We start from the raw sequence: 12,987 nt of genomic DNA, 5'->3' as shown, positions 1-12,987 counted from the left end.
TTTAGCCTTTGCCAAGTAGGTCTTTAGCGTCCCAATGCGGGAAGTGCTTACGAACCAGTTGGTTTAGCTCAAGTTCGAACTCTGAATACTCATGGTCTGTTTGAACTTGATTTTCCAATGCGCCTTCAATCATGCCCGCGCCAACCGTCGCGTTGCTTAATCGGTCGATGATGATGAACGCACCTGTGATGCGGTTGCTGTCATAGGCGTCAAACACGACCTTTTCATTAAGGGTAAGGTTACACAGGCCGATCTCGTTAAGGTTTAGCTGGCTAGCATCAAGCTTTTGCATGCTATTCACATCAACACGATGCGCAATCTTAGATACCTGGCCAGTAACGGTTTTTGTCCCCACCTTGATCAGATATTCACGATTAAGCTGCAACGCATCTTCATTCATCCAAACCACGTTCGCTGAAACGGCATTGGAGTAATGAGGCTGCTGATCTGGGCGAACCAAAACATCACCACGGCTGATATCGACTTCATCTTCTAAGGTGAGCGTAACCGCTTGCCCTGCGTAAGAGGAGGTGAGGTCACCATCAAAGGTAACTATGGATTTCACCTTACTTTCTTTACCAGAAGGCAACACCTGAATGCGATCGCCAACGCGGATTTCACCAGAAACAACAGTGCCACAAAAGCCACGGAAATCGAGGTTAGGGCGGTTAACATATTGAACCGGGAATCTAAATTCGCCTTCCTCTTTGCCTTTATTGGTTTTAGCCGAGTTAAGCAAACGCATTAACGTGGAACCCGGATACCAAGTCATGTTCTTGCTTGGGAACACCACGTTATCGCCATGCAAAGCAGAGACGGGTACAAACTGAATGCTGTCAAAATTCAGCTCTTTAGCAAACTCACGGTACTCTTTCTTAATAGACTGATAACGCTGCTGACTATAATCAACAGTATCCATCTTGTTTACCGCAATAATGGCGTGCTTAATCCCCAACAAAGAACAGATAAACGAATGACGACGAGTTTGCGTTTGAACCCCATGACGAGCATCAATCAAGATAATGGCGAGATCGGAAGTAGAAGCGCCGGTAGCCATATTGCGAGTGTATTGCTCATGCCCTGGGGTATCGGCAATAATGAATTTGCGCTGGTCAGTCGTAAAATAGCGATAAGCAACATCAATAGTAATGCCTTGCTCACGCTCAGACTGCAACCCATCAACCAACAACGCCAAATCAAACTCTTGATCTGTGGTGTTGTATTTCTTTGAGTCTTTCTGAATAGCAGAAAGCTGGTCCTCAAAAATCATCTGATTGTCATACAGCAATCGACCAATCAAAGTCGACTTGCCATCATCCACGCTACCACAAGTGATAAAGCGCAATAGATCTTTGTTTTCGTGTTGCTTGAGATACGCTTCCACATCAACTGAAAGCAAATTTGAAATCGTGTTCATTGTAAATCCTTTTAGTGGGTACTAGCTGCGAGCTTCAAGCTTCAAGCTACGAGCAAAAAACTAGAAGCTAGAGGCTTGTAGCTAGCTACTTGCTTTTAACTTGTTCATCAGTCCAGTGATCATCGCGGACAATTCGTCGGTTTCTTGAAGCCAAGCTTCAGCTTTGTTCTTTGATAAATAGTTGATCTTTAGGCCTATGATTATTTGTGTTTTAGCCTCAGCTAGAGACGCGCGACTAATATCCAAAAACCTTATTTTTTCTTTGTGACTAGAGCGAGTCATACCCTCAGCAATATTGCTAGGAACAGATAACCCAGAACGTGTTAACTGGTCTCGAAACCCAAAGTCATTCAAATGTTTAGTTTCCGCATAAATATCAGCGGACAGACCAACAGCCCTTTCCCAAACAGCCAATTTTTCATAATTCATTTTCACCCCCTACAACACCCAAGTTTGGCTAAATTGAGGGGGCGTAAGGTCTGAAAAAATGATTAAAGTTTTCTAGCTTCTAGCTTCTAGCTTCTAGCTTCTAGCTTCTAGCTCTATACTCGCAGCTTGTAGCTTGTAGCTTGTAGCTTGTAGCTTGTAGCTTGTAGCTTGTAGCTCGCAGCTAAAAATACCCTTCCATCTTTTTCTTCTCCATCGACCCAGAAGAGTCATTATCAATAACCCGTCCCTGTCTCTCCGAAGTAGCAGTAAGTAGCATTTCCTGAATGATCTCCGGAAGCGTTTCGGCCTGAGATTCAATGGCACCGGTCAGCGGATAACAACCAAGCGTACGGAATCGAACCTTCTTCATTTCAGGAGTTTCACCTGGCTCAAGTGGCATGCGTTCGTCGTCGACCATGATCAGCGTGCCATCGCGCTCAACCACAGGGCGCTCCTTGGCAAAGTACAAAGGAACCATGTCGATGTTCTCTAGGTAGATGTATTGCCAGATGTCCAGTTCGGTCCAGTTGGATAGGGGGAATACGCGGATGCTTTCGCCTTTGTCGACGCGTGCGTTATAGACTTGCCACAACTCAGGGCGTTGATTCTTAGGATCCCAACGGTGATTTTGGTCGCGGAAGGAGTAGACGCGTTCTTTTGCTCGAGATTTTTCTTCGTCACGACGCGCACCACCAAAAGCTGCGTCAAAGCCATGCTGATCTAACGCTTGTTTTAGTGCCTCGGTTTTCATGATGTCGGTGTGTTTTGCGCTGCCGTGAGTGAATGGGCTAATGTCCATGTCTAAGCCACGCTGGTTTTTGTGCACTAGCAAATCAAGGTCGTACTTTTCCGCTAACTCGTCGCGAAACTCAATCATTTGCTTAAACTTCCAGTTGGTATCAACGTGCAGCAAAGGGAAGGGCACTTTGCCCGGATAAAAGGCCTTACGTGCTAGATGAAGAAGAACGGAAGAGTCTTTACCAATAGAGTAAAGCATCACTGGGTTTTCAAATTCAGCAGTCACTTCGCGAAAGATCTGAATTGATTCCGCTTCAAGTGCTTTTAAGTGGGTAAGTCGAGCCGTATCCATAATCGAATGTCTATCCCTGTTGTTTCGTTGTGCTAGAAACCTAACAACAATCGAAACATTTGACTCATAATCAAATAGTCTAAGATAGGCAAGTAAGGACTAAGGGATTTGATTTGAGGTGGGGATTGTTAATATAATTTATTTAAAATCAATAGCTTAGTGGGAGGTTCTTAACGTGTAAGTTGTTGGGTTAATAGCTGTAAGCCACAAAGCATAAAAAGAACATGTTTATAGCCAAAAGGAATATAAGGGTTGATTTAGACAGTCTTTTTAAACTTTGATTATGAGACGGTCAACGGTGTAACCCATTAGATTCCCGATAAGAGCACTCGGGAATGACGCGTGCGTGGATGCCGGTTTTTCCTCCGTCGTCCCCGAGGTGTTTTATCGGGGACCTAGTGGGTTATGCAGAAATAGATTCCTGACCAGTGTGCTGGCCCAGAAGACCCTTCCGGAATGACGGCATTAGGAAAGGTCTACCTCTGTCCACCGCGTCATCCCCAAGTCCTCTAATCGGGGATCTATTCTCCATCAGATTCCCGCTAACGACATGCGGGAATGACATGTACCTTGGATGTTGCTTTGTACACCCGTCGTCCCCAAAGTGTTTTATCGGGGACCTGTTAGGTTGTGTAGAAATAGATTCCCAACAAGTGTGCTGGCCCGGAAAAACCCTCAGTAATGACACTTACTTAGATGCTAGTTCTACCATCCGTCATCCTCGAGGTCTTTTATCGAGGATCTTAAAACGCACCAAGCATACTCATTCACTTCTGCACAAAACAAGCAAAACACCACACCCAAACAACGGAAAAACCGCCCGTTGCTCAAAAATCACCCTCTGTTATATCGTCATCAGCAAGATAACAAGAAAATTACCACATCCCGCCACCTATTTGCTTGAAATCTGTTGTAACATATATTGACATTTTACACCTTCAGTTGAACTTTCAACTGATATAAAGTAAAAACTCTAACCACAAAGTGTTACACGCGGTAAACGGGTCATCATCTTGTAATATGGATTTGCCAAAATGCGCTAAGTAACCATAAAGACTAACGTAATAGAAGTTGGTATAGACTAATATTACCCCGTTGCGGCTTTCTTCGGGCTTATGTTATTGATTTGGTCAATCAATTAACTAGAATGTAACACCTTGTTTTTAAAGCAAAGTTATATAAATCCTTTGATTGCATTTGGCGTTTGGTACGTTGTACCATAAGAGTTCTAAATGACAGGTAAAGTTTGACCCAGATCAACCCAGAGAAGCAGTGAATAACGTCTAATGCTTCCCGAAAAATGTGATCCAACAACAATTTATTAGTTCGAATGAAACCTCGAACGCAAAACATCGAATCGTGGAATTTCGAATAATCCTCTGGGCGGTAGCGTATCCAAAATGCGCGAATCGTGTAAAATACCGCTATCTCAAAGTGACTTGATACCCTCTTATGAAATCTAGTTTTAAAATCGTTCTCCCGTTAGCAGTAGTATTTGCCGTTTCTGGTTGTACTATGCCAGGCTCCAGTGTTGACTTAGGTGACAAGCAAATAATCAACACAACACCAGACGAATCTGAGATGTCTGAGCAAGAGCTTGCAGAAACGCCGATTAATGTGGTTAATGTTTATCCTTTGTCTCCCTCTTTTGTTAATCGCTTCGCGTCTCACTACAGCGTAGAAAACCCATCTCGCAGTAACCCAGCTCTAGACGCGCAAATTGCAAATTATGAGTACGTTATTGGCCAGGGCGATATTCTTAACATAACTATTTGGGACCACCCGGAGCTGACAATCCCAGCGGGCTCTTATCGTAGTGCTCAAGAAGCCGGTCACTGGGTTCATGCAGACGGCACAATTTTCTACCCTTATATTGGTTTCGTAAAAGTGGCGGGCAAAACGGTGACAGAGGTTCGTACAGATATCTCAACACGGTTAGCGCAATATATAGAAAGCCCGCAAGTTGATGTAAACATCGCTGGCTTCCGTTCGCAAAAGGCGTATGTGACGGGTGAAATTCGCCAGCCAGGCTACCAACCGCTTACCAACGTTCCGCTAACCTTTTTAGACGCAATTAACCAAGCTGGTGGCCTAACAACCGATGCTGATTGGCGCAATGTAACGCTGACTCGTAACGGTACAGCTGAAACTCTTTCTCTGCATGATTTAATGCAAAATGGCGATTTAACAGAAAACCGCTTACTACAACAAGGCGATATCATCCATGTGCCTCGTAATGATGCGCAAAAGGTATTCGTACTAGGAGAAGTGCAAAAGCCTTCACTTCTTAAAATTGATCGTTCAGGCATGACGCTTACTGAAGCACTTAGCGGGGTAGGTGGCATTAACGAGTTGGCAGCGAATGCTACCGGTGTATTTGTCTTCCGTAGCGCGCAGCGTGACAAAGAACATGAAGAGTATCTTGCGCAGGTGCGTGATGAAGCGTTAACTAAAGAACAGAAGCAACAATTAGAAGCGGAACGTCAAGAACTCGCTAAACAAGGCAAACAACCTCGCCCAGAGAAAATTGTCGCTAATGTTTATCAACTTGATATCAGCGATGCTGCTGCTTTAGTAACAGGTACAGAGTTTGAACTTGAGCCTTATGATGTAGTCTATGTGACTGCTGCTCCTATTGAGCAATACAACCGTGTAGTTCGTCAGTTGTTACCGACAATCAGTGCCCTTAACGACTTCAGTGAGTTTGCTAACCGAATCAATAACTGGTAATTAATTGAGCATAGTGGGAACTAAGTAATGTTTAATAAAATACTAGTAGTTTGCATTGGCAATATATGCCGCAGCCCTATTGGAGAAGAGCTTTTGAAGCAAGCTCTTCCCAATAAACAGGTGACATCAGCAGGCCTTGGCGCGTTGGTCGACAAACCGGCAGATTCTAACTCGATAGCAGTATCTGAACAGAATGGCCATGATCTATCGAATCACATAGCACGCCAGATCAATACAAAAATGATTGCGGATAACGACCTTATTCTAGTAATGGAGAAAGGTCACATAGATGCAATCACCAAACTGGCTCCCGCTGCACGTGGAAAGACTATGCTTTACGGACACTGGCTTAAAAAAGAAATCCCAGATCCATACAAGCAAAGCATCGAAGCCTTTGAGCATGTCTATGAATTAATAGACAAATCCGCCAAAGAGTGGATTAAAAGGTTATAGGAATGACGGGCTCTGGGGAGCTGGGTTCTAGGCCCTAGGAACACCCCAGAACCTAGCAACCCGGAACCCAGGACCCCATTCACCCAGGGCCCCAATTTATCCAGGACCTTTCGCCTATGAATTACGAAAACCTAGAAGTATGGAAACTTTCGTTTAGATTAGCGGTTGAGGTCCATGAGACTTTCAAGGCTTGCAAAGATTTTGGATTAAAAGACCAAATCTATAGATGCTCAGTTTCAGTTCCTTCGAATATAGCAGAGGGAGAAGAGCGAGAAACGACCAAGGAATCAGTACGCTTTCTTTACATCGCCAAAGGCTCTTGTGGAGAACTAGTAACTCAATTAATGTTAGCAAAAGAGTTTAATTATCTAAGCCCACAAGAAGCTGATAACTTAATCTCCAAAGCCAAGCAAGTAAGCCGAATGCTAGCCGGCCTAATAAAATATCGAGCCGGAAATGTCCAAGAAGAACCAAATGATTATTAGACCCAGAACCTAGAACCTAGAACCAAGAACCTTTTACTCCCAGAACCCGAATATTATTCCCATGACCCAAAACAACCGTTCTAACCGCACACAGCAACCACCACAGCCAGATGTAATAGACCTAGGTAAACTGCTTGGTCTTTTGTTAGATGGTAAATGGATCATTATTTTCACCACTTTTGTCTTTGCCGTGATTGGTGTTACTTACGCGTTATTAGCCACGCCAATCTACAAAGCCGATGCTCTCATCCAGGTAGAACAAAAAAACAGTGGTATGCCTGTATTGAGTGAAGGCTTGAGCGAGATGTTCGCGCAAGAGTCTAATGCTGCGACCGAAATCGAGATCATCAAATCTCGAATGGTGCTGGGCAAAACGGTCGACAAGTTTAATCTAACCACAGTGGCAACCCCAGACTACTTGCCTGTGATTGGTAAAGGTCTAGCCACTCGTTTAGGCACGGAAGCGCACATTAAAGTAGAGCGCTTTGATATCCCAGACTATGCCGAAACTGATGGATACACTCTAACTCTGGATAACCCAGAAACAGGCGCATATACGCTAATCGACCAAAATGAGAAGCTGATAGTAAAAGGCACAGTCGGTGAGCTTGCTTCAACCCAGAACCAAGAACCTAGCAACCCAGCAACCTATTCTTTGTTCATTTCCCAATTGATTGGTGAACAAGGCCAACAGTTCCACCTGTCTAAACGTTCAAAGCTGTCTGCAATTCAATGGTTATCGGGTAATCTTTCGGTTTCAGAACGCGGCAAGCAGTCGGGCATTCTGTCTTTCGCTTTTGAAGGCCCTGACTCTCAGCAAAATATCGATTTTCTTAACGATATTGCCACCAACTACTTCCTACAAAACGTTGATCGCAACGCCGCTGAAGCAGAAAACAGCCTGGACTTCTTGCAAGAGAAGCTGCCTGAAGTGAAGTCTCAACTGACTATTAACGAAGATGCGTTGAACCAATATCGTCAAGATAATGAATCAGTTGATTTGGGTTTAGAAGCGCAATCTACACTTAAAGTGATGGTAGAGCTAGAGGCGCAACTGAATGAATTGACTTTCAAAGAGAGCGAATTAGCCCAGCGCTTTACTAAAAAGCATCCCGCTTATGTAGCGGTACTAGAGAAGCGTAAAACATTAGAAGCACAAAAGCGTAAGCTCGAAGGGCAGATCCGTAAGCTACCTAAGACGCAACGTGCAGTATTGCGCTTAACGCGTGATGTGCAAGTAAACCAAGAAATTTACGTTCAGCTTCTTAACAAGTCTCAAGAGCTTGCCATTGTAAAAGCAAGCACAGTGGGTAACGTACGTATTCTGGATAAAGCTGATTCAAACGGTTTAGCCGTTAAACCTAAGAAACCACTGATTGCTGTTTTGGCTACTCTGTTAGGCGGTATGTTGAGTGTGGCTTTTGTACTGTTGCGTGCTGCGTTCCATCGCGGTGTTGAAAGCCCGGATCAGATTGAAGAAATTGGTTTGTCGGTTTACGCGACCATTCCTAAGTCTGAACAACAAGAAAAGCTAAATAAACTGATACAGAAGATGAAGAAAGCTGGGAAGACGAAACCTCCTGAAGAGATTTTGCTTACAGAGGTAAACCCAGCAGACTTAGCTGTCGAGGCTTTGCGTTCTCTTCGTACTAGCCTGCACTTTGCAATGATGGAGGCGAAGAACAACGTCATCATGATTACTGGTCCTTCACCTAGCATTGGTAAGTCATTTGTTTCAACGAACTTCGCTTCGGTAATTGCAAGTAGTGGACAAAAAGTATTAATCATTGATGCCGATATGCGTAAGGGCCACATTGGACATGGTTCAAAACTCGCGCATAGCTTTGGTCTTTCTGACGTTTTAGCGAATAGCAAAAAAGTTGAGGAAGTACTGCACACTTCTGTTGTGGGTAATCTCGATTTCATGTCAAAAGGTAAAACACCACCAAATCCATCAGAGCTATTGATGCACGCAAGGTTTACCGAATTAGTAGAGTGGGCGAGCGAAAACTACGACATCGTACTTATCGATACTCCACCGGTATTAGCGGTAACAGACGCAGCAATCGTAGGTCGCCATAGTGGCACAACATTAATGGTTTCAAGATTTGGCGTCACCTCAACGAAAGAACTTGAAGTAGCAAGCGACCGCCTAGAACAGGCAGGTGTTGAAACCAAGGGCGTTATCCTAAACGCAGTAGAAAAGACAGCATCTAGCTACTACACCTACGGTTACTACAACTACGCCTATAAGAGTGAATAACTCATTAACGCCGCAACGTCATGCTGGAGAAATCCAGCATCTTAGGTACATCTGACACCTAACTATTCCAAACCCACGTCATTCCCGCAAGCTTTTAGCGGGAATCTAGGCTTCGTAAAGCTCTACTAGAACAAGCTTCTTACGCAATAGCCTAGGGATGTTGAAAAGGGCGATTTAGAAGGACCTATTGGGGCAGATTTAGGAAAAGTAGCAAAACGAAGACTTTACAAGAGATAGTTCGTAATGGGCTGTCTCAAAATGAATGAAATGTGTCTCTACTCCTGCAAATAATCAGCTTAGAGTAAATTTCCAAATATAATTAATTAAAATGGCACCATATTATATAACACTAATATTCATCATATTTGTTTGCAGCGTCACATCAAAATTCAGAAGTCTTGATAACGCTGTAATATTATTTTTAACAATAGTAAGTGCTCTATTTTTTTCACTTAGAGACTATAGTGTAGGTAGTGATACCTTGTTATATTTGCTTAACTATAATTATTTGCCAATAAACTGGAGTGAATTTTCCAGAGACTATATTGGAATTTTCAAAGAAAGTGCTTTCTTTATACTTGAGTTTTTTATTAAGCGACAAGATTTTGAATTCTATACTGTTCTTTTTATTATTAGTATTTTTGTTTATTTCTTAACGTACAAAACAATATATCGATATTCAGACAACATCTTTCTGACAGTATTTCTTTATATTACACTTGGCTTTTTCTTATTCGGTTTTAATGCGGCAAGACAATCAATAACAGTAGCGTTATTCTTATTTTCTGTTAAATTTATAATAAATCGAGACTTTACCAAATATACCTTTGTTATATTAATCGGTTTTTTCTTCCATAAATCCATTATATTATGTTTACCCTGCTATTTTCTTTACAGGAAGGTATTAAGCTTTAAATATATTATAATTATCGGATTAGCGGTATTATTATTGTCCGCAACTCTAAACCAAGCAATCACATACTTAGCAAACAATGTTGATGTTCGATATACAAAGTTTTCTGAGACCTTAGACCAAGCTATGGGTACAAGGTTAGCGTTGATAAATATTCTGATATTTTCTGCAGTTTTTATTCAGAGTTTTTTTTCAAAATACAGTGATACTTTAAATTTGTTTATTAATCTGTCTTTTATAGGTGTACTGATTTCTTCAGTTTCTGTGTTACTCAGATTAGATCCAAATGGACTTGCAAGAGCTGCATATTACTTTACACAATTTTTCATATTCCTTGTGCCTGTAGCTATTAGCAATATTAGAAACCAACAATTAAAAATGGTATTCTATATGGGTACCATTGGTTTTTGTCTATTCTATTTCCATAGCCGGACATCTATATATTCAGGCTTATACCCATATATTTTTAGGACGTGATAAATGAAGCTGACAGTAGGTATTCCTTTTTTTAATCCGGGAAGTAAATTTAAAGATGCAATAAGTTCAATATTACAGCAATCATACCGTGATTTTGAGTTGATACTAATTGATGATGGTTCAACAGACGGCTCTTTAGAGTTTGCTAAAAATATTAAAGATGAAAGGGTGTTAGTATTCTCTGATGGTTTAAATAAAGGATTACCAAGTCGATTGAATGAAATTATAGACAGGGCAAATGGTTGTTATATAGCTCGAATGGATGCTGATGACGTCGTTAGTAAATATAGGTTTGAAAGACAAATTAAGATACTAGATGAAAGCCAAGATATCGATTTAGTATCGACTGGTATATGTTCCATTAGTGAAAAATATAAAATTAATGGAGTTAGATACTTATCGGGGAAACCAAAGTTAAATGACATCGAACTGCTAACAGGACGAGCTGGTATTTGTCACGCATCGATTATTTGTAGAAAATCTTGGTATAAAAGAAATCGATATAACGAGGAAACGGAAAGGACTGAGGATGCAGAACTTTGGTTCAATGCATTTAAAAAGAATGATTTGTCAATACATAGAATAAATGAGCCTATTTATTTTTACAGAGAAGAAAGCAGCGCTTCTTACTCTAATTTGAAAAAGTCATACATATCTCAATTGGGCTTATTGAAAATAAATTTTGGCACCATAAATAAGCCTTTTAGCGTAAATTTGGCTAAACTGAAGCTATATCTAAAGCTTTTGATAATATCTATTCTAGATAAATTTAAACTACTCAAGTTACTAATTAATACGCGGCAAAAAAAAATTGATTCGCATTTGTTAATAATGTTAGAGAATGAGTTGAATGAATACAAGTGATATCATATTCAAAGAGTTCGATGAAAGATATCTTACTTCGATCATTAAACTGTTGAAGACTGTTTTTTCTGAAGTTAGTAAAAACGACTACTTTTCGAACGATTTCTTTAGCTGGAAACATTTAAAAAATCCCTATGGCAAGTCAAAAATAATTTTGGCAATAAATGAAGATAATGAAGTAATTGCATTCCGTTCTTTTATGATGTGGGAGTTTGATTACGGTGATGAAATAGTTAAAGCGTATAGACCTGTAGATACAGCTGTACATCCAAATTATCAAGGTAAAGGATTATTTAATAGGTTAACTAGTGAGCTACTAGCTATAATCAAGAAGGAAAATGCACTGATATTCAACACTCCGAATAAAAATAGCCTTAATGGTTATTTAAAAATGGGGTGGAAACTCGAGCGACCCATTTATTTCAACGTTTATCCTAATTTTCCAGTTCCATTTGTGTCTAATGATTATATATGTGGCTCTGTAAAGGAGGACATTGTTAATATAAGTGAGTATGAATATACCTTGGGTAGTAACCATACTAAGATAAGTAAAGAGTATCTGAAGTGGAGATATCATGACAACCCATCAGTTGATTATAGTTACTGTAAAGTAAACAGCAATACTGTTCTGATTATTAGGGTTGTTGAAAAATTTTTATATAATGAATTACTAATTATTGACATATTAACTAAAAGCAAGTCTACTCAACCAATAGTTATTGATTCTAAAAAGATAGCAAGATCTTATGGGGTGTCTTATTTGTTGGTTACTAGAGATATTGGTAGCGAAATATCAGTCAAAAATACTTTAAGATTTAAACCAAATTTTAAGAAATTTCAGTTAGTATCTAATGATGACTCAAATCTTGAATTTTTTGATGATATAGTATTTTCTATTCGAGATTTGGAGATGTTCTAATGAGTGCGAAGTTTATTATTTCTATTGATTTTGAGAAAAAATGGGGTCTGAATGATTTAAACACAAAATTCTATGATGAAAACATAAGGTCAGTCCCCCAAGTAATTAATGAAACGATTAAACTATTCAAGGAATACGATATTAGAGCCACATGGGGAGTGGTTGGAGCTCTGATTTTAGAAAAATCTGATTTAGAAGATCTTATTAGAGATAAGAAAAACCTACCAAGTTACTCTGATCTATCTTTAGATATTAAAGAATGCATTCACAGAACTGGTTATGAAACTGCGCTATATAATGGTCTAGAAGAAATTAAAATCCTTTCCAATTTAGATACACAAAGCATATGCTCACACACGTTTTGGCATAGTTACTATTCCGAAGATGGTATTAATAGCAATTATGCTAAATTAGAATATGAACTCTTTGATAACTGGTTAGCAAACAAAGGAATTAAATGGTCAAATGGAATGATTTTTCCGAGGAATCAAATTGAAGAAAATATTATAAATAGTGTTTCAATTGATTACTATAGAAGTAATAAAGATAATATTTTTGACAAAGGTTATTCAAACGAAGAACTAAACATTTTCATAAAATCTTTGCGATTTCTTGATGCATATATTAAATTACGCAAGAATTCTTCGTCGAAACCAACAAGAAAAAATGGTAAAATTAGTTTACCAGCAAGTAGATTTTTAAGAGTGTCTGTACGAAACAGATTTTTAAACCGAATGCATCTAATAAGAATAAAAAATGAAATGCTTTGGGCTGCTAAACATAATGATCATTATCATTTGTGGTGGCATCCTCATAATTTTGGTGGAAATAATTCAGCATATAAATTAGAAATGCTCGAGGAAATATTAATTTATTATAAAGAATTGAGCGATAAATATGGTATGAAGAGCCAAAATATGCATGATATCTACTTAGGAGAGCTTTAG

The 12,987-nt window shown here is 39.9% G+C and carries 11 protein-coding genes; 8 read left to right on the top strand and 3 right to left on the bottom strand.

Annotated elements, in window-relative coordinates:
* Window position 1: 1 nt before the first annotated feature.
* From cysN to cysD, 3 genes are all read right to left on the bottom strand, one after another.
* The gene (gene cysN, locus A6E01_RS17600) at window positions 2-1,417 is read right to left on the bottom strand and encodes a sulfate adenylyltransferase subunit CysN (protein ID WP_065210871.1); all 1,416 of its coding nucleotides are present in this window, start codon (window positions 1,415-1,417) and stop codon (window positions 2-4) included.
* A gap of 81 nt (window positions 1,418-1,498) precedes the next feature.
* Complete coding sequence (locus tag A6E01_RS17595; protein WP_017028517.1) at window positions 1,499-1,846, bottom strand: four helix bundle protein; 348 nt, start codon at window positions 1,844-1,846, stop codon at window positions 1,499-1,501.
* A 181-nt stretch (window positions 1,847-2,027) separates the two neighbouring features.
* Entirely contained in the window at window positions 2,028-2,987 is a 960-nt protein-coding gene (gene cysD / locus A6E01_RS17590; protein WP_257744595.1) for a sulfate adenylyltransferase subunit CysD, read from the bottom strand.
* A 1,401-nt stretch (window positions 2,988-4,388) separates the two neighbouring features.
* Here cysD and A6E01_RS17585 point away from each other — a divergent pair.
* From A6E01_RS17585 to A6E01_RS17550, 8 genes are all read left to right on the top strand, one after another.
* The gene (locus A6E01_RS17585; protein ID WP_017028515.1) at window positions 4,389-5,666 is read left to right on the top strand and encodes a polysaccharide export protein; all 1,278 of its coding nucleotides are present in this window, start codon (window positions 4,389-4,391) and stop codon (window positions 5,664-5,666) included.
* Window positions 5,667-5,693: 27 nt separating this feature from the next.
* On the top strand, window positions 5,694-6,119 hold the full coding sequence (locus A6E01_RS17580) for an arsenate reductase/protein-tyrosine-phosphatase family protein (RefSeq protein ID WP_017028514.1): 426 nt from the start codon (window positions 5,694-5,696) through the stop codon (window positions 6,117-6,119).
* Between the two features lie 116 nt (window positions 6,120-6,235).
* Window positions 6,236-6,604 (top strand): four helix bundle protein, encoded by a 369-nt coding sequence (locus tag A6E01_RS17575; protein WP_017028513.1) that lies wholly within the window; start codon window positions 6,236-6,238, stop codon window positions 6,602-6,604.
* Window positions 6,605-6,665: 61 nt separating this feature from the next.
* The gene (locus A6E01_RS17570; RefSeq protein ID WP_065210870.1) at window positions 6,666-8,867 is read left to right on the top strand and encodes a polysaccharide biosynthesis tyrosine autokinase; all 2,202 of its coding nucleotides are present in this window, start codon (window positions 6,666-6,668) and stop codon (window positions 8,865-8,867) included.
* Window positions 8,868-9,195: 328 nt separating this feature from the next.
* Window positions 9,196-10,257 carry an EpsG family protein gene (locus tag A6E01_RS21710; RefSeq protein WP_065210869.1) on the top strand — a complete coding sequence of 354 codons (1,062 nt, stop codon included), beginning with the start codon at window positions 9,196-9,198 and terminating at the stop codon, window positions 10,255-10,257.
* A gap of 3 nt (window positions 10,258-10,260) precedes the next feature.
* Window positions 10,261-11,121, top strand: a complete 861-nt coding sequence (locus A6E01_RS17560; protein WP_065210868.1) for a glycosyltransferase family 2 protein — start codon at window positions 10,261-10,263, stop codon at window positions 11,119-11,121.
* Complete coding sequence (locus tag A6E01_RS17555) at window positions 11,108-12,040, top strand: GNAT family N-acetyltransferase (RefSeq protein ID WP_065210867.1); 933 nt, start codon at window positions 11,108-11,110, stop codon at window positions 12,038-12,040. The genes A6E01_RS17560 and A6E01_RS17555 overlap by 14 nt, the downstream gene beginning before the upstream one ends.
* Window positions 12,040-12,987, top strand: coding sequence for a polysaccharide deacetylase family protein (locus A6E01_RS17550; protein ID WP_065210866.1), 948 nt, complete (start codon window positions 12,040-12,042; stop codon window positions 12,985-12,987). Before A6E01_RS17555 ends, A6E01_RS17550 begins: the two co-directional genes overlap by 1 nt.

The sequence above is a fragment of the Vibrio breoganii genome, from assembly GCF_001677275.1.
Taxonomy (GTDB): Bacteria; Pseudomonadota; Gammaproteobacteria; order Enterobacterales; family Vibrionaceae; genus Vibrio; species Vibrio breoganii.
The sequence above is the reverse complement of the archived record's forward strand: the minus strand, read 5'-3'. Positions and strand labels throughout refer to the sequence as shown.